General features: G+C 70.2%; 22 protein-coding genes. 12 read left to right on the forward strand and 10 right to left on the reverse strand.

The window, feature by feature from the left end:
• The first annotated feature begins 50 nt into the window (after positions 1-50).
• Complete coding sequence (locus ACFVAV_RS08390) at positions 51-947, forward strand: inositol monophosphatase family protein (protein WP_379032038.1); 897 nt, start codon at positions 51-53, stop codon at positions 945-947.
• A gap of 44 nt (positions 948-991) precedes the next feature.
• Here the strand turns inward: ACFVAV_RS08390 and cei are convergent, their stop codons facing one another.
• The gene (gene cei / locus ACFVAV_RS08395) at positions 992-1,675 is read right to left on the reverse strand and encodes an envelope integrity protein Cei (RefSeq protein WP_379032042.1); all 684 of its coding nucleotides are present in this window, start codon (positions 1,673-1,675) and stop codon (positions 992-994) included.
• A gap of 374 nt (positions 1,676-2,049) precedes the next feature.
• On the opposite strand from cei, the gene ACFVAV_RS08400 reads away from it, so the two are divergent.
• Positions 2,050-2,352, forward strand: coding sequence for a DUF4193 domain-containing protein (locus ACFVAV_RS08400; RefSeq protein ID WP_218716942.1), 303 nt, complete (start codon positions 2,050-2,052; stop codon positions 2,350-2,352).
• Between the two features lie 13 nt (positions 2,353-2,365).
• Here the strand turns inward: ACFVAV_RS08400 and ACFVAV_RS08405 are convergent, their stop codons facing one another.
• Positions 2,366-2,902, reverse strand: coding sequence for a DUF3093 domain-containing protein (locus ACFVAV_RS08405; RefSeq protein WP_379032045.1), 537 nt, complete (start codon positions 2,900-2,902; stop codon positions 2,366-2,368).
• Between the two features lie 72 nt (positions 2,903-2,974).
• Here ACFVAV_RS08405 and dut point away from each other — a divergent pair, with 72 nt between their 5' ends.
• Positions 2,975-3,445 (forward strand): dUTP diphosphatase, encoded by a 471-nt coding sequence (gene dut, locus ACFVAV_RS08410; protein ID WP_218716944.1) that lies wholly within the window; start codon positions 2,975-2,977, stop codon positions 3,443-3,445.
• A 5-nt stretch (positions 3,446-3,450) separates the two neighbouring features.
• A complete protein-coding gene (locus tag ACFVAV_RS08415) occupies positions 3,451-4,344 on the forward strand; it encodes a DUF3710 domain-containing protein (RefSeq protein ID WP_379033528.1) in 894 nt (297 codons plus the stop codon).
• A gap of 134 nt (positions 4,345-4,478) precedes the next feature.
• Here ACFVAV_RS08415 and ACFVAV_RS08420 read toward each other — a convergent pair whose 3' ends face one another.
• Positions 4,479-5,216: an alpha/beta fold hydrolase gene (locus ACFVAV_RS08420; RefSeq protein WP_379032047.1), complete on the reverse strand. Its 738-nt coding sequence runs from the start codon at positions 5,214-5,216 to the stop codon at positions 4,479-4,481.
• Positions 5,217-5,290: 74 nt separating this feature from the next.
• On the opposite strand from ACFVAV_RS08420, the gene ACFVAV_RS08425 reads away from it, so the two are divergent.
• The 3 genes from ACFVAV_RS08425 to ACFVAV_RS08435 all read left to right on the forward strand — a co-directional run bounded on the left by ACFVAV_RS08425 (position 5,291) and on the right by ACFVAV_RS08435 (position 7,196).
• Complete coding sequence (locus tag ACFVAV_RS08425) at positions 5,291-5,698, forward strand: OB-fold nucleic acid binding domain-containing protein (protein ID WP_189023975.1); 408 nt, start codon at positions 5,291-5,293, stop codon at positions 5,696-5,698.
• 3 nt (positions 5,699-5,701) lie between these two features.
• Complete coding sequence (locus tag ACFVAV_RS08430) at positions 5,702-6,448, forward strand: DUF3159 domain-containing protein (RefSeq protein ID WP_379032051.1); 747 nt, start codon at positions 5,702-5,704, stop codon at positions 6,446-6,448.
• 127 nt (positions 6,449-6,575) lie between these two features.
• A complete protein-coding gene (locus ACFVAV_RS08435; RefSeq protein WP_379033530.1) occupies positions 6,576-7,196 on the forward strand; it encodes a sigma-70 family RNA polymerase sigma factor in 621 nt (206 codons plus the stop codon).
• Between the two features lie 41 nt (positions 7,197-7,237).
• Here ACFVAV_RS08435 and ACFVAV_RS08440 read toward each other — a convergent pair whose 3' ends face one another.
• Both ACFVAV_RS08440 and ACFVAV_RS08445 read right to left on the reverse strand, forming a co-directional pair.
• Positions 7,238-7,909, reverse strand: coding sequence for a potassium channel family protein (locus tag ACFVAV_RS08440; RefSeq protein ID WP_379032054.1), 672 nt, complete (start codon positions 7,907-7,909; stop codon positions 7,238-7,240).
• A gap of 5 nt (positions 7,910-7,914) precedes the next feature.
• Entirely contained in the window at positions 7,915-8,580 is a 666-nt protein-coding gene (locus ACFVAV_RS08445) for a potassium channel family protein (protein ID WP_378854333.1), read from the reverse strand.
• Between the two features lie 173 nt (positions 8,581-8,753).
• Here ACFVAV_RS08445 and ACFVAV_RS08450 point away from each other — a divergent pair, with 173 nt between their 5' ends.
• Both ACFVAV_RS08450 and ACFVAV_RS08455 read left to right on the forward strand, forming a co-directional pair.
• A complete protein-coding gene (locus ACFVAV_RS08450; RefSeq protein ID WP_379032057.1) occupies positions 8,754-10,751 on the forward strand; it encodes an APC family permease in 1,998 nt (665 codons plus the stop codon).
• Complete coding sequence (locus ACFVAV_RS08455) at positions 10,748-12,118, forward strand: class I SAM-dependent RNA methyltransferase (RefSeq protein ID WP_379032060.1); 1,371 nt, start codon at positions 10,748-10,750, stop codon at positions 12,116-12,118. Before ACFVAV_RS08450 ends, ACFVAV_RS08455 begins: the two co-directional genes overlap by 4 nt.
• A gap of 256 nt (positions 12,119-12,374) precedes the next feature.
• Here ACFVAV_RS08455 and ACFVAV_RS08460 read toward each other — a convergent pair whose 3' ends face one another.
• Both ACFVAV_RS08460 and glsA read right to left on the reverse strand, forming a co-directional pair.
• Positions 12,375-13,043, reverse strand: a complete 669-nt coding sequence (locus ACFVAV_RS08460) for an SIMPL domain-containing protein (protein ID WP_379032063.1) — start codon at positions 13,041-13,043, stop codon at positions 12,375-12,377.
• A 77-nt stretch (positions 13,044-13,120) separates the two neighbouring features.
• The gene (gene glsA / locus ACFVAV_RS08465; protein ID WP_379033533.1) at positions 13,121-14,929 is read right to left on the reverse strand and encodes a glutaminase A; all 1,809 of its coding nucleotides are present in this window, start codon (positions 14,927-14,929) and stop codon (positions 13,121-13,123) included.
• 316 nt (positions 14,930-15,245) lie between these two features.
• On the opposite strand from glsA, the gene dxs reads away from it, so the two are divergent.
• On the forward strand, positions 15,246-17,138 hold the full coding sequence (gene dxs / locus ACFVAV_RS08470) for a 1-deoxy-D-xylulose-5-phosphate synthase (RefSeq protein WP_379032065.1): 1,893 nt from the start codon (positions 15,246-15,248) through the stop codon (positions 17,136-17,138).
• A gap of 308 nt (positions 17,139-17,446) precedes the next feature.
• Here dxs and ACFVAV_RS08475 read toward each other — a convergent pair whose 3' ends face one another.
• The 3 genes from ACFVAV_RS08475 to ACFVAV_RS08485 form a co-directional block, all read right to left on the reverse strand.
• Positions 17,447-17,965, reverse strand: a complete 519-nt coding sequence (locus tag ACFVAV_RS08475; RefSeq protein WP_379032068.1) for a hypothetical protein — start codon at positions 17,963-17,965, stop codon at positions 17,447-17,449.
• Between the two features lie 169 nt (positions 17,966-18,134).
• Entirely contained in the window at positions 18,135-18,755 is a 621-nt protein-coding gene (locus ACFVAV_RS08480; protein ID WP_379033536.1) for a response regulator, read from the reverse strand.
• A gap of 50 nt (positions 18,756-18,805) precedes the next feature.
• On the reverse strand, positions 18,806-20,692 hold the full coding sequence (locus ACFVAV_RS08485) for an ATP-binding protein (RefSeq protein WP_379032071.1): 1,887 nt from the start codon (positions 20,690-20,692) through the stop codon (positions 18,806-18,808).
• A 166-nt stretch (positions 20,693-20,858) separates the two neighbouring features.
• On the opposite strand from ACFVAV_RS08485, the gene ACFVAV_RS08490 reads away from it, so the two are divergent.
• Together ACFVAV_RS08490 and ACFVAV_RS08495 are read left to right on the forward strand one after the other, a co-directional pair.
• Positions 20,859-21,665: an ABC transporter ATP-binding protein gene (locus tag ACFVAV_RS08490; RefSeq protein ID WP_365006852.1), complete on the forward strand. Its 807-nt coding sequence runs from the start codon at positions 20,859-20,861 to the stop codon at positions 21,663-21,665.
• Positions 21,655-22,542 (forward strand): ABC transporter permease, encoded by an 888-nt coding sequence (locus tag ACFVAV_RS08495; protein WP_379032075.1) that lies wholly within the window; start codon positions 21,655-21,657, stop codon positions 22,540-22,542. Before ACFVAV_RS08490 ends, ACFVAV_RS08495 begins: the two co-directional genes overlap by 11 nt.

Raw genomic sequence — 22,542 nt, forward strand, 5'->3', positions numbered from 1 at the left:
CGGTAGTCACGTCCCGGGCGAGTCGACCCGGCATGTGATGGCATGGAGTGGTGCCCGAACCCGCAGCCTTCGAGACCACCGCCCCCACCGTCGCCGCCGATTACGACGAGTTGCGTTCGCTCGCCGTGGAACTCGCCGAAGCGGCCGCCGCGCACGTGCGTGCCCGCAGACCCGAGGTGTTCGCCGACGGTGGTCCCGCCGAGGGCGCCGTGGCCACCAAGGGACACGTCACCGATCCCGTCACCGTCGTCGACACGGAGTCCGAGCAGCTGATCCGTGGGCTGCTCGCCGTGCGCAGGCCCGCCGACGCGATCCTCGGCGAGGAGGGCGGCGGCGATGTCGGGGCGAGTGCGCCGGGCACTGTCACCTGGGTCGTCGACCCGATCGACGGCACCGTCAACTTCCTGTACGGGCTGCCCGGCTACGCCGTCTCGGTGGCCGCGGTGCGCGACGGCAGTCCGGTCGCGGGCGCGGTGGTCGACGTGGCGACGGCCACCACCTACAGCGCCGCGCGTGGCGGTGGCGCCACGGCGGTGCGTGCCGACGGCACCAGCACGACCTTGACCTGTGCCAGGGAGGACTCCCTGGCGGTGGCGCTGGTGGCCACCGGCTTCGCCTACGGCAGGCAGCGCCGGGCCCGGCAGGCTCAGCTGCTGACCGAGATCCTGCCGGAGATCCGCGACATCCGCAGGCTCGGTGCGGCGGCCATGGACCTGTGCCACGTCGCGGCGGGCGAACTGGACGCCTACTACGAGCACGGCCTCAACGCCTGGGACTGGGCGGCGGGTGCGCTGATCGCCGCCGAGGCGGGCGCTGTCGTGCGCGTCCCCGAGGTCACCGTCGGCGGTGCCGCGGGGGAGATCACGATCGTCGCCGCTCCCGGAGTGGCCGGGGAGCTGACCGCGTTGCTCGAGCGCGTCGGCGCCACCGAGTCGCTGCCGGACTGAACCGCGACGACGTTCCCGGCGTCAGCGCCGGGAACGTCGTCGGTTCAGCACTTGACGTCGCGGGCGGCGTCGATCAGCGCGGGGTCGATCGACGACGAGCTGGCGCCGGGCGCCAGGTTCTTCAGTGCCCGCAGGACCGCCTCGGCGTCGGCGCCGGGCCGCAGCGATTCGCCGAAGGCCAGGCCGAGGACCAGGTCGACCGAGTCGTCGGTGCGCGGGTCCTCGATCAGTTCGGCGCACGGTGCGATCAGCTGGACCGAAGCGGCCGCCGGCCTGCCGTTGACGCCGAAGCGGATCTGCCCGGTGCAATTGAGGTCGCCGCTGACATAGACCGGATCGTTACCGACCTGTGTCCCCGGCGCGCCCGCGAAGCCGAGGTCGCCCAGCGCGGAGGCGATGTTGCCGGCCTGACCGCTCTTGCCGTTGGCGTTGAAGACCCTGACCTTCGACTCCGCCAGTGCCGCGGGATCGACCTCGTCGAGGCGGGCGGGGCCCACCCGCGTGCCGAGGGGCGCGGGCTGGGCCGCGTTGGTGGCCGTCGGCGTGCTCGGTGCGTTGCAGGCCATCGGCTCGTTGCTGTCGTCATGGGTGCGAAACGCCGTGATCCAGACGAGCAGGCTCACCAGAGCCAGCACGAGGACCAGCGCAAGCCAGACCTCGGGCCGCCGTCGCGGGAAGGGTTTGCCGTCGCGATCGGTCGCGCTGCCTTCGGTGATCAGTGAAACCACGCGCTCACTCTACGAGCCCGGCGGCCATGTGCGGGTGCGGGATGTCTCGGCGAGTTTCCCGGCAGGTGAAGATTCGTCGTCGGTTTCGACTCGGCCGGGTTTTGATTGCGACATTTGTCCGTAGGTCCGCTATTGTCTGCCCGCCCAGATCGAATAATCACCGGTGAAACGGTGGTCGGTCGCGGGAACAACAAGGGCATGTCCTGCGTTAACCGAACGCTGTCGGAGTGATCGATCGCCGATCGACCCTGATAGGCGACCGGTGTACGTGTGAGGTGCACCACCGGCGGGGCGGTACGAACGCCGGACCCCTGCGGGGTACGGCAATCGAACTGATCCGGGATATACGGAGTAAGGACTGAGGGGAAGACGACATGGCAACCGACTATGACGCACCGCGGCGCACCGAATCCGACGAAGTGTCGGAGGATTCGCTCGAGGAGCTGAAGGCCCGCCGCAACGAGGCGCAGTCCGCCGTCGTGGACATCGACGAATCCGATACAGCGGAATCGTTCGAGCTTCCCGGCGCGGACCTGTCCGACGAAGTACTCAGCGTTCGGGTGGTCCCGAAGCAGGCCGACGAGTTCACCTGTTCGAGCTGCTTCCTCGTGCACCACCGCAGCCGACTGGCCAGCGAGAAGGGCGGCCAGCTGATCTGCATGGACTGCGCCGCTTAGGCGACGCGACGGGTCAGCCCGCGCTCGGGAGTCCGAGCGCGGCCAAGACCCGGTCCGGCCTGCGCGTACTGAGCAACCAGTACGGCGTCGGGTCGTCCGGGTCGTCGAGAACCAGCAGCACCATCGGGCCGATCCAGGCTCGGTGCTGCACATACGCGGCGGGGTCGAGCTGTCGGCCCAGCGCCGCACTCTTGGCCGTCGGTGCGACGGCCGCGGCGCGCGCGACGAAGCCCACCGGCAGATGGGCGCGGTCGACGCGCAGTTCCGCGGCGCCGTCGGGCGCGACGGTCACTTCCAGGCGATGCCTGCTCATCCACAACAGAATCCAGACCGGTACCGGCGCGAGGAGCACGTAGGGCAGCCAGGCGCGCACGCCGGGGGCTCCCATGTGGATCTCGGCGGCCAGCAGGCCCGCGATGGCGAAACCGATCGGCCACCACCACAGCGGCACCCACAGGCGTTCCCGGTAGGGCGAGGCGCCGTGCGCCGAGGGCGCGGGGCGGTCGGTGTCTGCGGTGTCGGTGGTCGGCGAATGGGGCTGGTCGGGCACCCCTCAACACTAGGTCACCACGCTGGGGCGGCAGCGAGAAGGTCCGGGGCCGACCGCGTAGGCTCGACCGATGTGAACGCACTTGCACCGATTCCGCTGCGGCGGCTCGATCCCGGCATCCCTGTGCCGACGCGTGCCCATCCGGGTGATGCGGGCGTCGACCTCTGTACCACCGAGGACGTGATCATCGAACCGGGCGAGCGGGTGCTGGTCGGGACCGGGATCGCGATCGCGCTGCCCGTCGGCACGGTCGGGTTGATCCATCCCCGGTCCGGCTTGGCCGCGAAGGCGGGCCTGTCGGTGGTCAACACCCCCGGCACGGTCGACGCGGGCTATCGCGGCGAGATCAAGGTGTGCCTGATCAACCACGACCCGCGCACGGCGATCGAGCTGCGCCGCGGTGACCGCATCGCGCAGTTGCTGGTGCAGCGGGTCGAGCTGGTCGATTTCGCCGAGGTCGACGATCTCGACGAGACCGCCCGTGGTACCGGCGGATACGGGTCGAGCGGCGGGCATGCCAGCCTGGCCGGCGAGGAGGCGTAATGGGTCTGTTCGGCAAGAAGAAGCGCGCACCGCGCGAGGACGAGTACGCGGCCTACGACGACGCGGTCGACTACGACGAGGCCGACGAGTTCGAGGACTCCGACGAGTACGACACCGACGAGTTCCAGCGTCCCGACTTCGCGCACCTGGACTTCGACGACGCGCCGACCGACGAGCGCATCTACGGCAATTTCGACCACGAGCCGGATGCCGCCGCAGGCCCGTACGACATCAGCGAGGTCTCCGACGAGATGATCGCGCGCCGCCTCGATCTGGGGTCGGTGGTCATCCCCGTGCCCGAGGGCGGGCAGCTGCAGGTGGAGATGAGCCCGGACGGGACCCCGCAGGCGGTGCATCTGGCCACCGAGCACGGCAGGCTCACCGTCGCCGCCTACGCCGCGCCGAAGTCGGCCGGGCAGTGGCGCACGGTCGCCGCGGATCTGGCCGAATCGCTGCGTGGGGACGGCGCGAGCGTCGCCGTGGAGAAGGGTCCGTGGGGTCGCGAGGTCAAGGCGATCACCGAGGGCGCCGATCTGCGCTTCATCGGTGTCGACGGTCCGCGCTGGATGATCCGCCTGGTCGCCGCGGGCCCGTCGGGCGCGGTGGACGAGCGCAGCCCGCTGATCACCGCGGCGCGCGCGGTCCTGGCCGATGCCGTGGTGCGTCGCGGTGAGGAACCGCTGCCCGTGCGCGATCCGCTCCCGGTGGTGCTGCCGCAGGAGCTGGCCGAACAGCTGGCCGCCGCCCACCAGCAGCAGGTGCTGGCCCAGCAGCAGGCGCTGGCCGCGCAGGCCGCCGCCGCGCAGGCCCCGCCGACCTCGGCGCTGCCCCCGAAGCTGCCCGACGAGCCGCGCCGCGGTGCGGACGGGTCCGCGATGCAACAGCTCGGCCTGAACTAGGTAGGTGCCCGCTGCGAGATAAGCAGCGGGCAATCCTGCAGGACAACTGATTTCGCGTGTACATGGGTAACTCGCCGGGCACGCCCAGCACACAACCCATCCCCGACTGCCAGCCCGGTCAGTAGGCGGGCCACCTAGTCGCGACCGGCAAAAGTCGCGGAGAGGCGGGGGAGCAGCGCGTCCAATTCGGCTAACCCGGCATGCCCGAGTACCGCTGGATCGGCACCCAGCTCGTCCAGGGTCACCCGATGCAGCCGCGCCTGCGGCAGGGTGGCGGCCCACTGTTCGGCCACGGCGATCGGGTGCACCGGGTCGTCGCTCGCGCCGACCACGGCCACCGGCACCGCGCTGCTCGCCAGCTGTTCGAGTGTCGGCCAGGCGTAGGCGGCGGCCTCGTCGAGTGCCTGCGGCAGGTGCGGCCACTGTCCGCGCCAGGATTGGGTGAGCGCGTCGGCGAGCCATCCAGGGCTCGAGGCCCGCATCCGGGCGATCACCGCGTCCAGTCCGTCGGCACGCAGTTGCTCGGCGGTAACCGAGGCGCTCAGCGCGGCGGGGCAGGCGGCGGTTTCGGCGCCCGTCCAGGCGGGTAATGCAGTGATGACACCGACCACCGCGGTGCGGTGGTCGGCTGCCCAGTCGAGCGCGATCGCGGCGCCGAGGGAGATGCCTGCGGCCAGGACGGGGCCGCGCGCTGCGGCGGCGTCCAAAGCCGCGGTACAGCTCGCGATCACGGCCTTCGGGTCCGGTTCGACGGCCTGGAACGCCAGTCCGTGCGCGGCTGCGGCCGGTCCGAACGCACGGGCGGCGAAATCGGCGTCGGATCCGGTTCCGGGCAGGGCGACCACGGTGACCTGGGGTGGGGTGCGCAACACGGACCGAGCGTAGCGGCCGCCCGTTTGCCCATCTACAGTGGCGGTGTACGGCCAACTAGCGGGAGAAGCGTGCCATGTCGTCATCCACGGGCGGACACAAGTCGGGATCGGGTCCGGACTCGGGATATTTTCGTCGACTCGGGCGCCGCTTGACCGCCGATATCGATCAGCTCGACGCCGAGGAGCTGGCGGAGACGGCCGACGCCTCCGGAGCCCGGCGCGCGGCAGACTGTTGTCGCGGTGAAGAAGCTACGATTCTGGGCAGGCTGCGGAGCGTCGAGGCGTGTCCCAAGGCCGCGGGCGCTACCGTGCAGGCAGAGTTCTTCGACGGCACCGACGCGATCACCCTCGTGTGGATCGGTCGCAGGCGTATTCCCGGTATCGAACCGGGCAGGCGCATCCTGGTCCGTGGCCGTGTGGGCGACCGTGACGGCCGCAAGGTGATCTTCAACCCCTACTACGAATTGCGCGGGAACAGCTGACGTATGCCCTCCAGCGACGAGTACCGCACTGCCGCGGACCCCGAACCCACCGTGGCGCTGCCGGTGGCGACTGATAACCCGGTCGACCCCGAGATCGACGGCGAGGTCGAGCAGGCCCAACAGACCCTGCTCGAGCAGCTGGGCGGGATCAGCGGCCTGATCTACTCCACCCTGCCCGTGCTCGTGTTCGTCCCTGTGAACACCGTCGCGGGCCTCACCGCGGCCATCTGGGCCGCACTGGGCGTGGCCGCGGGCGTGCTCGGGTGGCGGCTGTTCCGCCGCAGCCCGGTGCAGCCGGCGATCTCCGGTTTCCTCGGTGTCGGCGTGTGCGCGTTCATCGCCTCCCGGACGGGGGAGGCCAAGGGCTTCTTCCTGTTCGGCATCTACACCAGCCTGGTGTACGGGGGCGTGTTCGCGGCGTCGATCCTGTTCCGGTGGCCGCTGGTCGGCGTCATCTGGGGCGCCCTCAACGGGCACGGCACCGCCTGGCGCGGCGATCGCCGCATTCGCAGGCTCTACGACCTGGCGACGGTCGTGTGGGTGGTCGTGTTCGGCGCCCGCTACCTGGTCCAGTCGCAGCTCTACGACACCGACCACACCACCTGGCTGGCGGTGGCCAGAATCGGCATGGGCTGGCCGCTGACGGCGGTGGCGCTGGTGGTCACGGTGTGGGCGGTGCGCCGGGCCGGTCACCTGCCGGTCGGGAAATCCGATTCCGCCCGCGCCGGAACGGATTCCGCGCGCGCCTGAGCCGTGGCCGAAGCGCCGCAGGAGGTGGGGATCTACCCACCCTGGGGTGCCTGGTCCGGCCGTCGAGTTCGTCGCACGATCAATGTGTACGCAAAACGCAGTGATCGTGAAAGGACCGGCGACCATGATGGCTCCCGAGCACCGTCCCTCCGGCGCATCGAAGAACTCCGCCTCCGTGCTGTCCGAGAGCAAGCGCATCGGGGCCGAGCTGGACGCGCTGATCGCGCCCGCCGCGGCCGGTGACCGCGACGCCGTCGCCGAGATCGTGCGCCTGGTGCATCCGCTGGTCCGGCGCTACTGCTCGGCCAGGATGGGCGCCACCGGCCACCTGACCGTCACCGCCGACGATGTCGCCCAGGAAGTGCTGATGGCCACCGTCACCGCCATCCCGCGCTACCGCGATCAGGGCAAATCGTTCCTGGCGTTCGTCTACGGCATCGCCGCCAACAAGGTGTCCGACGCGTTCCGCCGCGCCAAGCACACCGCCTACCCGATGGCCGAGCTGCCCGACACGGCCAGTGGGTCGGCGGGCCCGGAGGAGTGGGCCCTGGCCCGCGAACGGGGCGTGGCCACCCGCGAACTGATGCAGGTGCTGGCGCCGAACCACCGCGAGGTGCTGGTCATGCGGATAGTGCTCGGTTGGAGCGCGGCGCAGACCGCCGAGGCCATCGGCACCAGTCCCGGCGTGGTGCGGGTGATGCAGCATCGCGCGCTGAACAAGCTGCGCGCGGAGCTGCAGGTCGCCTGAGCGGCACCGCCGCTCAGGCATCGTGAGCCGTATTCGGGGAGTTACGGTTTGATGCCGTGGGTGGCCAGTGTCAGGCGCAGGTCCTCTTCGGCTTCCACCGACGTGACGAACAGCAGTTCGTCCTCGCCTTCGAACGGGTCGTCGGGCTGCGGCACGATCACCCGGCCGCCGCGCAGGATCGTCACCAGGGCGGTGTCGCGCGGCATGACCAGGGTCCGGACCGGCTTGCCCGCCAGCTGGGTGTCGGCGGGCAGGGTGATCTCGACCAGGTTGGCCTGTCCCTGCCGCAGCGTCATCAGCCGGACCAGGTCACCCACCGACACGGCTTCCTCGACGAGCGAGGCGAGTAGCCGCGGCGTCGACACCGCCACGTCGACGCCCCACGACTCGTCGAAGAGCCATTCGTTGCGCGGATCGTTGACCCGCGCGACCACCCGGCGCACCCCGAATTCGGTCTTGGCGAGCAGGCTGTGCACCAGGTTCGTCTTGTCGTCGCCGGTGGCCGCGATCACCACCTCGTAGGTCTCGAGCTGAGCGTTCTCGAGCAGCGACAGCTCGCAGGCGTCGGCGTGCATCCACACCGCGTCGGGGATGGCGGCGGGGTCGATGTGGTCGAGCTGACGTTCGAGCAGCATCACCCGATGCCCGCCGCGTAGCAGTTCCCTGGCGATCGAGCGCCCGACGGCGCCCGCTCCGGCGATGGCCACCTTCATGTTGTTCAGTCCTCGCTCAGGGGAGCCTTGGCGGCCAGGGCGACCGCCTCACCGACACTGCCGGACGTCGCCGCGACGTAGACCACGTCGTCGGCCTGGACGATGGTCTTGGACTCGGGCAGCAGACCCTGGCCGAAGCGCAGGATGAACGCCACCCGCACCCCGAGCTCACGTTCCAGGTCGCGCACCGTGCGCCCGGACCAGTCCTCGTGCAGGGTGAGCTGCGTGACAGCCACCGCGCCGGTCGGATCGCGCCAGGTGGTGGTCGAGTTGTCGCCGATGAGCGTGCGCAGGAACCGGTCGGTGGTCCACGGCACGGTCGCGATGGTGGGGATGCCGAGCCGTTCGTAGACCTCGGCGCGCTTGGCGTCGTAGATCCGGGCGACGACGCGCTCGACGCCGAACATCTCCCTGGCCACCCTGGCCGAGATGATGTTGGAGTTGTCACCGGAGGACACCGCCGCGAAGGCGTCGGCGCGCTCGATTCCCGCGCGGGTCAGCACATCCCGGTCGAATCCGACACCCACCACTTCCTGCCCGGTGAACCCTTCACCCAGGCGGCGGAACGCGCTGGGATCGCGGTCGATCACCGTGACCTCGTGTCCCACCCGGACCAGGGCGCGCGCCAGCGACGAGCCGACCCGTCCGCACCCCATGATCACTACGTACACCGTGCACCCTCGTTCCTTGCCGAACCCGTGGCGTCCGGCAAGGACCGTACCCGCCGGATGCCCCCATCGCCCATTTTCCCCTGGGCGAGGCGACGCAAACAATCACGACACCGCTGCCGGGCCGGGCGAACGTGCGCGCGATGGCGCCGGTGAACTCCTCTATGCTCAGCCCGGTGTCCAAGTTGACGACGGCAGCCAAGCGTGTGCTGCTGGGCAGGCCGTTCCGTAGCGATTCGCTCGGCCACACGTTGTTGCCCAAGCGTATCGCTCTTCCGGTGTTCGCCTCCGACGCGATGTCCTCGGTGGCCTACGCGCCCGAGGAAATCTTCCTGGTGCTGTCGGCGGCGGGCATCTCGGCCTATATGTACGCGCCGTGGGTCGGGCTGGCCGTCGCGTTCGTGATGGCCGTGGTGGTCGCCAGCTACCGGCAGAACGTGCACGCCTACCCGTCCGGCGGCGGTGACTACGAGGTCGCGACCACGAACCTGGGGCCGACTGCCGGTCTGACCGTCGGCAGCGCGCTGCTGGTCGACTATGTGCTCACGGTGGCGGTGTCGATCTCCTCGGCCGCGTCGAACATCGGCTCGGCGATTCCGTTCGTCGCCACGCACAAGGTGTTGTTCGCCGTGGTGGCCATCGCGGTGCTCACCGCGATCAACCTGCGTGGTGTGCGCGAGTCGGGCACCGCGTTCGCGATTCCGACCTACGCCTTCATCTTCGGCATGGCCGTCATGCTCGGCTGGGGACTGTTCCGGCTCTACGTCCTCGGTGACGATATCCAGGCCGTGTCGGCCGGGTTCGGGCTCAATGCCGAGAACGAGCACCTCTACGGTCTGGCTTTCGCCTTCCTGATCGCGCGCGCCTTCTCCTCCGGCTGTGCCGCGCTGACCGGTGTGGAAGCCATCAGCAACGGCGTGCCCGCGTTCCGTAAACCCAAGTCGCGCAATGCCGCGACCACCCTGCTGCTGCTGGGTTCCATCGCGATCGTCTTGCTGATGGGCATCATCATCCTGGCCCAGAAGATCGGGGTCGTGTACGCCCACGACACGGCGAACCTGATCGGCGCGCCCGCCGACTACCACCAGAAGACACTGATCGCCCAGATCGCCGAGACCGTCTTCCACGGCTTCCCGATCGGCTTCTTCTTCATCACCATCGTCACCGCGCTGATCCTCGTGCTGGCCGCGAACACCGCGTTCAACGGTTTCCCGGTGCTCGGCTCGATCCTGGCGCAGGATCGCTACCTGCCCCGTCAGCTGCACACCCGCGGCGATCGGCTGGCCTTCTCCAACGGCATCCTGTTCCTGGCGGGTGCGGCGATCGCGTTCGTCGTGCTGTTCGACGCCGAGGTGACCAAGCTCATCCAGCTCTACATCGTCGGTGTGTTCGTCTCGTTCGTGCTCAGCCAGACCGGCATGCTGCGGCATTGGACGCGGCTGCTGCGCACCGAGACCGATCCGGCGCAGCGGGCGAAGATGAAGCGGTCGAGAGTGATCAATGCGATCGGCCTCACGTTGACCGGCACCGTGCTGGTGATCGTGCTCGTCACCAAGTTCTTCGCGGGCGCCTACATCGCGATCATCACGATGGTGGCGATCTTCATCGTGATGAAGCTCATCCGCAAGCACTACGACTCGGTCTCGCGTGAGCTCGACGAATCCGACTGGGACGGTGTGCTGCCCAGCCGCACCCATTCCATCGTGCTGGTCTCCAAGCTGCACCTGCCGACCCGGCGCGCCCTGGCCTACGCCCGCGCGACCCGTCCCGACACCCTCGAAGCGGTGACGGTGAACGTCGACGACGCCGACACCCGCAGGCTCGTGCGCGAGTGGGAGAACAGCGAGATCAACGTGCCGCTCAAGGTGATCGAATCGCCGTACCGCGAGGTCACCAAGCCGGTGCTGGATTACGTGAAGCGGGTGCGCAAGGACGCCCCGCGCGACGTCGTCACCGTGTTCATCCCCGAATACGTGGTCGGCCACTGGTGGGAGCAGGTGCTGCACAACCAGTCCGCGCTGCGGTTGAAGGGCAGGTTGCTGTTCGAGCCGGGCGTGATGGTGACGAGCGTGCCGTGGCAGCTCAGTTCCTCGACGCGAGCCAAGCAGCCCGCCGACGTGAACGCGCCGGGCTCGGTGCGCCGCGGCTTCGAGCAGCCGGGCCGCCGCGGATGAGCGACTGGCGCGGACAGGAATTCGAGATCCGGCTCGGGCCGCCGGGGCACGGCGGATTCTGTGTCGGCAGGCACGAGGGCCGCGTGGTGTTCGTGCGTCACGGCCTGCCGGGTGAGCTGGTGCGGGCCAGGGTCACCGAGGACCGGGGCGGATCGTTCTGCCGGGCCGATGCCGTCGAGATCATCGAGGCGTCGCCGGATCGCGTCCCCGCGACCTGCCCGGTGTCCGGTCCTGGCGGCGCGGGCTGCTGTGATTTCTCCTTTGCCACGCCCGCCGCGCAACGCGCGCTGAAGGCGGCGGTGGTGGCCGAGCAGCTGCGCAGGCTGGCCGGGGTGGAACAGGACGTGACGGTCGAGCCGATCGCCGGTGATTCCGGCGAGGGCACCGGCGGCTGGCGGACCCGGCTGCGGCTGGTCGTCGACGGCGCCGGTCGTGCCGGGGTGCACCGCTTCCGCAGCACCGCGGTGATCCCGGATCTGCGGTGCCCGCAGCCCGTCGCCGGCGCGCTCGACGGTGTCGCGGACCGGCTGTGGACGCCGGGCGCCGACCTTGTCGTCGCGGTCGACGGCGACGGGGTGCGACACATCGTAGAGCTGGCCGCGGTGCCCGACACCGTCCAGGCAGGTGGCCGTCCGGAGACGCGGCGTGGCGCGGGTCGCGGCCGTGGTCGCCAGCATCCCACCCGGCGCCGGGAATCCAGCGGCCCCGGCGGTGATGACCGTGGGGCGGTCCGCGACCGTGCGGCCGCGCGCAAGTCGGCTACCAACGCGCCGCGCGAGGAATGGGTGATGGCCGGGACCGGCCGGGCGGTGGAGTACGTCGCCGGGCGACGCTGGGAACTGGCGGCGACCGGCTTCTGGCAGGCGCATCATCGTGCCGCGCAATGCTATTCGGACCTGGTCGCCGAGTGGTCGGGGCTGACACCAGGCGGGTCCGGCTGGGACCTGTACAGCGGTGTCGGCGTCTTCGCCGCGCGCTTGGCCGAGCAGACCGGGCAGACCGGCGCCGTCGCGGCCGTCGAATCGGCGCGTTCGGCCGTCGCCGACGGCACCGCCGCCCTGCGCGATCTGCCCTGGCTTGACCTGCGCGCCGACCGCGTCGAACGCTGGGTGCGCACCCACAGCGCCGCCGGCACACCGGACGTCGTCGTCCTCGACCCGCCGCGCGCGGGCGCTGGCAAGGAGATCGTCGCCGCCGTCACCGACGCCGACCCTCGCCGGATCGTCCACATCGGCTGCGACCCCGCGTCGTTCGCCCGCGACCTCGGCCTCTACCTCGACGCCGGCTACCACCTGGCCGACCTGCGCGCCTTCGACGCCTTCCCCGCCACCCACCACGTCGAATGCGTCGCGCTGCTCGACCGCTGAGTCACACCTCGACGCTGCTGCGAGGCTGGTGCCTTCGCCGGCGCGCCTGAGGCGATCGCCACGGGTCCCTGCCTGCTCGCCGACGTACCTGACAGCTAGTCCAGTGGGTGGGGAGCCATCGTCGGGCTCGGCCGTCGACAGGACGGCGTAGGCGATCGCCGCTGACGCCCATCGGTCCCGCACGCTCGCCGACCTGCCTGACAGCTGTCGGGTCCGCTGGCCGGCGGACTTCGGCCGACGGAGGTGTTGCCGGAGGTCAGTCGAAGGCCCAGGTGACCCGGACGGTGGCGCCGATCTCGGTCTCGCCCGGCACCACCGGTACCGGGGAGCTCGCCCGGGCCATCAGCATCGGTGCGCTGTCCATCTCGGCGATCTCGTAGGCGCGTGGCATCGGTGTGGCGATGTCCTCGGTGATCTGCATGACCTCGCCGAGTCGCACACCCGCGCGGGCCGCGTACTGCTCGGCCTTGGCCTTGGCGTCGTCGAAGGCGGCGTCGCGTGCCTGCGCGAGCAGCGGCTCCGGCTCGGCGATGCCGCGGGTCAGGCCGCCGAGGCGGACATCGTCGCCGCCCGCGGTCACCGCGGCGGCCACGGTATCGGCGGGCTCGGTGCCGGTGCCCTCGCGCAGTGACACGCTCAGGCCCGTCGATGCCAGGTATCCGGAGATCTCGCTGCGCCCGTTGTCGGTGTAGACGGTCTCGGTGCGCACGCTCAGCCCGCTGGTCGCCATGTCGGCATCGCTCACCCCGGCCGCGCGCAGAGCGGCGACGACGGCGCTCACCCGGTCGCCTGCCCGCCCGTAGGCGGCGGCCACCGTGCCGGCGCGCGACTCCACCGACAGCGTGACCCGGATCAGATCGGGGACGGCGCGCACCGTGCCGCGCCCGAACATCGTCGTGCTCGCCTGCCAGGACTTCTTGCCCACCGCGCTACTCCTGTCGGTCGAGGGATGCTGTGCTGCCCAACGTCTCGCGGTGGGCCCGAGTTCCGCTCAGCTCGCGGTCAGTAGTTGCCCGCGTTGCCGGAGATGGTCCGCACCGCGGCGTCCATCTGCGCGTAGGCGCCCGCGGCGAGGCCCTGCAGCAGTGCCAGTTTCAGCTGCGGGTGCCCTTGGGTGAGCTGATCGAAGACATCGGGCAGCATCACCGCCACTCGCACCGGTGTCTCGGCGATGATCTCGTTCACGAACGGTTTCCCGATCAGCATCGGGATCTCCCCGAACGACATCCCCGCCGACAGCGTCAGCAGCCGGTGGACCCGCCCGTCGGTGCCGGAGAAGGTCGCCCGCACCCGCCCGTCCAGGATCAGATACAGCCCCGAGCGCGGGTCACCCCGGTCGGCGATCAGTTCACCCCGTGCGAAGGTGCGCGGCTCGAAATCGGCGGCCAACCGGGTGCGATAGCCGGCGTCGAGCCCGGCCAGCAGCGGGTGCTCGTCGAGGCCGATCGAGGTGCGGGCGCGCTGCCCCGGCGGACGATGCAGGTCCAAGACGATGTCCTCGCACCACTCGGCCGCGGTGTCACGGTCGATGAACACCCGCCCGCGCGGATCGCCGGGATCCAGGCTCGATGCCTCGTGACCCAGCTTGGCGTCGGGATCGACCAGCGCGACCCGGCTGCCGCCCCGGACGAGTTCGGTCTGCAGGGCGTCGAGCATCCCGGCTGCCACCGCGCTCACCTCGCCGACCCGGCGCAGGTCGATCACCAGGGCGTCGACCGCGCCGACATTGCTCTCGATGGCCCGCACCGCGCGTTCGGCGCCGGCGAAGAGCAGGTCGCCGTGCAGTTCGTAGACCCGGGCGCGGTCACCGTGCGCCGCCAGCACCTCGGCGTCCTCGGGCGAGCGCCGCAACCGCGACGGCACCTGCGCCACCGAGTAGTCGGCGCGGATGGCGGTGCGCGCCGAGCGGGTCACGTGACAGAAGTGCAGTTCGAGCCGCCGAGACAGTTCCCGGCACGCGGCGACGCCGCGCACGCTGTTGCCCTGACCGTCCAGGCGAGGCGAGTACACCGAGATCCCGATCTGGCCCGGCAGCACCGCGATGATCCCGCCGCCCACCCCGCTCTTGGCGGGCAAGCCGACCGTGGTCACCCAGTCGCCCGCCGCGTTGTACATGCCGCAGGTCGTCATCACGCTGAGCACCCGCTCGGTCAGCGCGGTCGACAGCGCCCGTTCCCCGGTCTTCGGGTTCACCCCGTTGTCGGCCAGCGTCGCCGCCATCATGGCCAGGTCGGCGCAGGTGATCTCGATCGAGCACTGCCGGAAGTAGCGGTCGACCGCGTCGTCGGGGTCGACGTCGATGATCCCGACCGAGCGCAGCATGTAGCCGATCGCGCGGTTGCGGTAGCCGGTGCGCGCCTCCGACTCGTAGACCGCCTGGTTCATCCGCAACTCCCGCCCGGCGAAGCGCGAATAGCAGCGCCGGACCCGCTCGAACTTGTCGGCGGCGTCGCGCCCGTGGATCAGCGAGGCCGCCGTGATCGCCCCGGAGTTGATCATCGGGTTGCTCGGCCGCTGGGTCTCCGGTTCCAGGCTGATCTCGTTGAACGGCTCACCCGACGGTTCGACGTCGATGTGCTCGGCGACCCCGGCCAGGCCGCGATCGGCCAGCGCGAGCGCATAGGTGAACGGCTTGGAGATGGACTGGATGGTGAACCCGATGCCGGTATCGCCCACCGCGTAGACCAGGCCGTCCGCGGTCGCCAGGCACAGCCCGAACGAGTCGGGCGCCACCGCGGCCAGTTCGGGGATGTAGTCGGCGGGCGTGCCGGAGGTGTCGGCACGGCAGTCCGCGTACACCTCGTCGAGCATGCCCGCCACCACGCCGGGGTCGATCGTGCGCGCAACACCGTCCGGTTCGGCCACAGCGTCACTGTAGGTCGCGTCGTCGCGGGCCCGGTGGGGACGCGCGGGGAGATAGTCCTCACAGCCGATCGGTGGCCGCGGGGAGGGCGGCCGGCTCGCGGCTCGCCGCCGGGCGCCCAGTTCAGCGGGCGCGTTGCGGGCGGCCTCGCCGGGTGCGACTAGGGTCGGCACGACGGACCGGGAAGGGCCCGCGAGCCGGGTCCGCCCGCACGGCCAAATACACTGGGCGGATCACACAGTAGTCCGGAGGGAGCGAGTTCAGGTGGGAGTGCTGTCGCGGGTGGATTCACCCGAAGATCTGCGCCGGCTGAGCGTGCCGCAACTGCGGGAGCTGGCGGAGGAGATCCGCGAGTTCCTGGTGCAGAAGGTCGCCGCTACCGGAGGCCACCTAGGCCCCAACCTAGGGGTGGTCGAGCTGACCATCGCCCTGCACCGGATCTTCGATTCCCCGGCCGACCCGCTGATCTTCGACACCGGTCACCAGGCCTACGTGCACAAGATCCTCACCGGCCGCAAGGACCGGTTCGACTCGCTGCGCATGCGCGACGGCCTGTCGGGCTACCCGAGCCGCGCCGAGAGCGAGCACGACTGGGTGGAGTCCTCGCACGCCTCGGCGGCGCTGTCCTACGCCGACGGCCTGGCGAAGGCGTTCGCGCTGTCCGACCAGAACCGCACCGTCGTCGCCGTCGTCGGTGACGGCGCGCTCACCGGCGGCATGTGCTGGGAGGCGCTCAACAACATCGCGGGCGCGCCCGACCGCCCGGTGGTGGTCGTGGTCAACGACAACGGCCGCTCCTACGCGCCGACCATCGGCGGCCTCGCCGACCGGTTGACCGCGCTGCGCACCCAGCCCGCCTACGAGCATGCTCTCGACGCCGGAAAACGCATCCTGAAAAGCATTCCCGCCGTGGGGGATTCGGCGTATTCGATGGTCCACGCGCTCAAGGCGGGGATCAAGGACGCGGTGAGCCCGCAGGAACTGTTCTCCGATCTGGGCATGAAGTACGTCGGCCCGGTCGACGGCCACGATCTCGTCGCGCTCGAGGCGGCGATGCGGCGCGCCAAGGACTTCGGCGGTCCGGTCGTCGTGCATGTGGTCACCCGCAAGGGCAACGGCTACGAGCACGCCGAGAACCACATCGCCGATCAGATGCACGCCTGCGACCCGATCGACCCGCTCACCGGCCGCCCGCTCGCGGGCAAGAAGGCCAAGGGCTGGACGGCGGTGTTCTCCGAGGAGCTCATCGACCACGCGTCGCGGCGCGAGGACATCGTCGCCATCACCGCGGCCATGCCCGGCCCCACCGGTCTGGCCCCGTTCGGCGAACGCTTCCCGAACCGCATGTTCGATGTCGGCATCGCCGAGCAGCACGCGATGGCCTCGGCCGCCGGCCTGGCGCTGGGCGGCATGCATCCCGTCGTCGCGATCTACTCCACTTTCCTCAACCGCGCCTTCGACCAGCTGCTGATGGATGTGGCTCTGCTGAAGCAGCCGGTCACGGTGGTCCTCGACCGCGCGGGCATCACCGGCCCCGACGGCGCCAGCCACAACGGCATGTGGGACTTCTCGCTGCTCGGCATCATCCCCGGCATCCGGGTCGCCGCTCCGCGCGACGGCGCCACCCTGCGTGAGGAACTCGCCGAGGCGCTGGCGGTCACCGACGGACCGACCGTGCTGCGCTTCCCGAAAGGCAGTGTCGCCGAGGACATCACCGCGGTGGAACGTGTCGACGGCATCGATGTGCTGCGGCTGGCCGTCCCCGGCGCGGGCTCGGCGCAGTCCCAGCACGGTGACGTCCTGATCGTGGCCGTCGGCCCGTTCGCCGAGACTGCCATGCAGGTCGCGGAACTGCTTGTCCCGCAGGGCATCGCGGTCACCGTGGTCGATCCGCGCTGGGTCATCCCGGTGTCGGACACCCTGGTCAAGATGGCCGAGAACTACCGCCTCGTCGTCACCGTCGAGGACGGTGGCCTGCACGGCGGCATCGGTTCGACGGTCTCGGCACGCCTGCGCGACGCCGGCCTCGACGTGCCGACCCGCGATCTCGGTGTGCCACAGCAGTTCCTGGACCACGCCTCGCGCGGGGAGATCCTCGAGGAACTCGGCCTCACCCCCGACGCGATCGCCCAGCGCATCGGCGGCTGGCTGCAGTAGCGCTGACAGCAGCAGAGCACACGATCCTGCGCGCCCGGTGACGACCGCCGGGCGCGCAGTCCGTTCAGTGCGGACGTCGGGCGACGACGGCGAAATTCAACGGAATCCGCGCCTTCCCGGGAGGTAGCGTCCAGCACCGGGATCGCCGGACGCTCGCTGCTGCAACCTGGGTGGAAGGCGGCGCCCGGTTCGCCTCCGCCGTCCTCGACCGGCAGTTCGACACTGTCGCGGCCGGGTCGGTCAGGAAGGCGTCTACGTCGTACATCCGCGAGCACGCGTGGACATCCGCCGGGTCGAGGGAATTCCGGTCAGTACGAGGGTCGGCGGTGGGCCAGCCAGCGACCCGTGCTCGGCAGGAACGTCAGCACCAGCAGCCCGATATTGAACAGGAACCCGATCGCGTTGAACACGCTCAGATCGGAATCGAAGGACACGGTGATCGACGTGGAATCGTCGGTCTGCGCGTCCAGATGGTTGTACAGCGCGATCGTGGTGACGACCGACAGCGCCAGCGTGCCGGTGCCGCCCACCCCGATCAGGACGCGCGAGATCTTCTTGCGCGCCAGCATCAGGCTGCCGCCGACGAGCAGGATCAGCGAGCACAGTGCCGAAACGCCCAGCAGCACTTGGATCTTGCTCCAGAACCCGGTCGGGTCGAAGTCGGAGTCGGTGGTGAGAAACGGGATGGCGACGGCGCCGAACACCCCGCGCAATCCGCCGAGGATGGCGAGGATGCCGGCGAAGATCGCGGTGACGGCGTTCGGTTCGGGTGGGCCCGGCGGAAATCGGGGCGGCTGATAGGGCTGCGGGAAGCGGGGGTCGGTCAAGGCCGTACTCCAAACCGTGTGGGGCGTAACCCCGTTCAATACCCGGGCGTGGCCGTTCGTACACCTCGAGACCGGCACGGCGGCGCGTCGTCGGCGCCGCGCCGACCACGGGTCACGGTGCGGTCGCGCGGCGCGCTGGGCGCGGGCCATGGTGCGGTCGTCGCGCGGCTCAAGAGGTGCGCCGGGCGGGGGAGTACTCCTGTTCGGGGCGTCCGGTCGCGCCGTATCGCAGCTGCATACGCAAGTCGCCCGTGGTGACGAGCGCCGCGAGGTAGCGCTGGGCGGTGGCGCGGGAGATGCCGATCGCGGTCGCTATCTCGCCCGCCGACATCGGCGCGTCCGCGGCATGCGCTGCCCGCAACACCAGTTCCCGGGTGGGGGAGGGCGCGGCGGTGGCACGGTCAGGGGCGGGCGCGGCCGGTCGCAGTGCGTCCCAGGCCGCGTCGACGTCGCGGGCGCCTACCTCCGGTGCGGACAGGATCCGCCGGTAGCGCGCGTATCCGGCCAGGCGGGCGGCGAGCGCGGTGTGATCGAACGGCTTCACCAGGTAGGCGAGCGCGCCCGCCGCCGACGCCGCGCGAACCGTGGCGGATTCGGTGGCGGCGGTGAGCATCATGGCGTCGCAGCGCAATTCCCGGACCAGGTCGATCCCGGACCCGTCCGGCAGGTACACATCCACCAGCGCGAGATCGAAGGCGCGCTCCTCGAGCGCCTGGTGCGCGGCGGCCACGGTATTGACGACCGCCCCGACGGTGAATCCCGGCAGCGCGCCGACGATTCCGGCGTGCATGTTCGCCACCCGGAAATCGTCGTCCACGACGAGCACGGTGTATTCCGTCCTCACGTCGGCTCTCCTTCGGTCAGCACGCCGGGCAGGCGTGCGATGAACTCCGCCCCGGTCAGTTCTCCCTCCGGCGACCCGGCCGAGGCCAGCCACACCTCCCCGCCGAGCGCTCGGGCGACTTGCCGCGACAGGGCCAAGCCGACCCCTCGCCCGCCCGGTACTCCCGCCCCTGACTTCGACGAGACGCCTTCGGCGAACAGCGAGTCCGCCATCTCCGGCGCCACTCCGTCCCCGCTGTCCGCGACGGTGATGTGCAACGTCGAACCTTCCTGTACCAGTTCGACTTCCACCAAGGCTGTGAACCCGGTCGGTGACGCGACGGCCCCGGTTCCACCCGGGGTCTCCGGGACGACCCCCTCGCGCGGCGCGGACGCGGACTCTGTCGGCTCGGTGCCGGACCGTCCGGCAGATCCTGTGCCGACCTGGGCCGATCCGGCCGAACCGTCTATGGGAGAGTGCGTGCGGACCGCTGCCGTATCGGTCGGCGAGCGCAGGGCCGGCGCGTCCGTGATGATCGATGGCGCGCCCTGGCGCGCCGCATCGATCGCATTGTCGAGCAGATTACCCAGGACAGTCGTGACATCCACGGGCGCAGCAAGATTCGCGTCGACCCAGGTGCTGGGCCCCAACCGCAACAGCACGCCGTTCTCCCTGGCGTGCGCGGCTTTCGCGGCGAGGAAGGCCTGCAGATACGGGTCGCGGACCGCGTCGATCCCCGGCATGGCGGCACCGAGCGGGCCCGATCCGAGCAGCTCGTCGATGTAGCGCGCGGCCGCGCCGGGCCGATCACCGTGCAGCAGCCCGCTGAGCAGGTGCAGCCGGTTGGCGAACTCGTGCCGCTGGGCACGCAGGACGATGCTCATCGATTGCACCGCGTCCAGTTGCCGGGTCAGCGATTCGACGTCGGTGCGGTCGCGCACGTCGAGCACCGCTCCCAGCGACCGTCCGTCGCGGGTGACGGTCCGTGCGGTGACGACCACGATCCGGTCACCGACCGCGGCCTGCGCCGGCTGCCCGTCGGCGGTCCGGAACGCCTCGAGCACCCGCGGGGTCAGCCCGATCGTTTCCACCGGGCGACCGCTCTCGCCGTCGATCCCGAGCAGCGTGCACGCCTCGTCGTTGATCACCGTGGTGTGCCACCGGTCATCCACCGCGACCACGCCCACCCCGATGCCGTGCAGCACCACATCCTGTTCGCGCACCAGCTCGGCCAGCTCCGCGGGCTGCAGACCCAGGGTCAGCCCGTGCCAGCGCCGCGCCAGCAGCACCGATCCCGCGATTCCGGCGAACAGCGCACCGAGCACCAGGACACCGGCCCGGCTCAGGTCGCGCGTCAACTGCTCGCCCACCGCCTCGGTGGAGATACCGACACTCACCTCACCCACCACACGATCCGAACCGGCCTCGCGCACCGGCACTTTCGCGCGCACCGAGTCACCGAGGGTGCCGTGCTCGCTGATCACGACCTCGGCCCCGGCCAGCGCCTGCGACGGGTCGGTGCTCACCTTCTCGCCCAGCCGGGCCGGGTCCGGATGCGCCAACCGCAACCCCGCCTCGTCGGTGATCACCACGAACAGCGCGCCGGTCCGCTGCCGCGCCGCCTCGGCGGTCCGCTCGAGCTCACCGGCCGCGAGTTCTGCGGTCAGTGGCGGGCCCGGCGCGAGCGGCAGCGCCGCGTAGCGGGCGACTTCGGCACGCACCACCGGATCACTGGCGACGGTCCGCGCGATCGCCAGCGCCCGCTGCCCGTACTCGGCCGTGAGCCGCTGATCGCTGAGGTAGGCGAACACCCCGAACGCGAGCCCCAGGGTCAGCGCGACCAGCGCGACCTGCAGCAACACGATCTGCGTCCGCAGCCGGACGCCCCGGGGGAACAGCCTCACCGGCCCAGTCTAGGCACGAGCCGAGCCCGTGAGCATAATGCGCACAACCTGTCGAATCGCTGCTTGCGCTGGTTGTGCGCACAAGCACGCGCCCTGTGACCCAGCCCACTTATCTTTCGATAGCGGCCGCGTATCACCTCCAGCGGCGCCGGACACAGGAGCAGCAATGAGCAATCCACTCATCGAACTCCGGGGCGCGACGAAGCGCTTCCCCGGAACCGACGGTGGCATCCACACCGCGGTGAAGAACATCGACTTCACCGTCGCCGCAGGCGAATTCGTCGCGGTGGTCGGCCCGACCGGCTGTGGTAAGTCCACCACCCTCTCGCTGGTGTCGGGTCTCGAGCCCACCTCGGCGGGCCGGACGCTGGTGCGCGGCAAGGATGTCGACGGCATCCCCGACGGCATCGGCTACATGTTCCAGCAGGATGCGGTGCTGCCCTGGCGCAGCGTCATCGACAATGTCGCGCTCGGGCCGCGCTTCCGTGGCGTGTCGAAGGCGCAGGCCAAGGCGAAGGCCGCCGAGTGGGTGCGCATCGTGGGCCTGGCCGGTTTCGAGGACTACTACCCCCATCAGCTCTCCGGCGGCATGCGCAAGCGTGTCGCGCTGGCCCAGACGCTGGTGAACGAGCCGGAGATCATCCTCATGGATGAGCCGTTCAGCGCGCTCGACGTGCAGACCCGCCAGCTCATGCAGGACGAACTGCTGCGCGTGTGGGCGGGCACCGACGCCGCGGTGATCTTCGTGACCCACGACCTGGAAGAGGCCATCGCCCTGGCCGACCGCGTCGTGGTGATGACCGCGAGCCCGGCGACGGTGTGCGGCGACTTCCGCGTCACCCTCGAGCGGCCGCGCAATGTCGAAGAGGTGCGCCTCACCGAGGAATTCCGCGACCTCTACCGCGAAATCTGGGAAACGCTGCGCGATCAGGTCGAGGCGGCTCGCACGAAGGGAGCGACCCGTGTCGCTTGAGACGATGGACAAGATCGCGGTCACCGCACCGGAAGTCGAGCTGGAATCCGAGGACCAGATCCTGGCCCGGGTCAAGGCCAAGAACCGCAAATCCAAGCTGCGGGTGTGGGGTCTGCGGGCCGCCCTGATCGTGCTGTGGCTGGGTTCCTGGGAACTGGTCGCCAGCCTGTGGATCGACCCGTTCTTCTACTCCAAGCCCTCGCTGATCTTCGACCGGCTGGTCGAATGGTTCACCGAGGGAACGCAGTTCGGCTCGATCTGGCTGCAGATCTTCACCACGGTCCAGGAGGCTGTGCTCGGCTTCGTGATCGGCACCGTGGCCGGCGTCGTTCTGGGCACGCTGCTCGGCCGTAGCCGCTACTGGGCCGACGTGCTCGCGCCCTTCATCAAGGCGCTCAACGCTGTTCCCCGCATCGTGCTGGCCTCGCTGTTCATCATCTGGTTCGGTCTCGGTCTGTCGTCCAAGGTCGCGACCGTGGTGGTGCTGGTGTTCTTCGCGGTGTTCTTCAACGCCTTCACCGGCGCGCGGGAGGTCGACGGCAATGTCATCAATAACGCCCGCATTCTCGGGGCGAGCAAGCGCCAGATCCTCGGTTCGATCGTGCTGCCCAGCGCCACCACCTGGATCCTGTCCAGCCTGCACACCGCCTTCGGCTTCGCGCTGATCGGCGCGGTCGTCGGTGAATACGCCGGTGCCAGTAAGGGTTTGGGTCTGCTGATCTCCAACGCCCAGGGCACTTTCGACGCGGCGGGCATCTACGCGGGCATGATCATCATCACGGTGGTCGCGCTGATGGCGGAATGGCTGATCGGCGTCGCGGAGAACCGGCTGCTGAAATGGCGTCCCTCGCAGGCACAGTCGGGGCACGGGGTGTAG

The sequence above is a fragment of the Nocardia sp. NPDC057663 genome (assembly GCF_042799895.1).
Lineage (GTDB): Bacteria > Actinomycetota > Actinomycetes > Mycobacteriales > Mycobacteriaceae > Nocardia.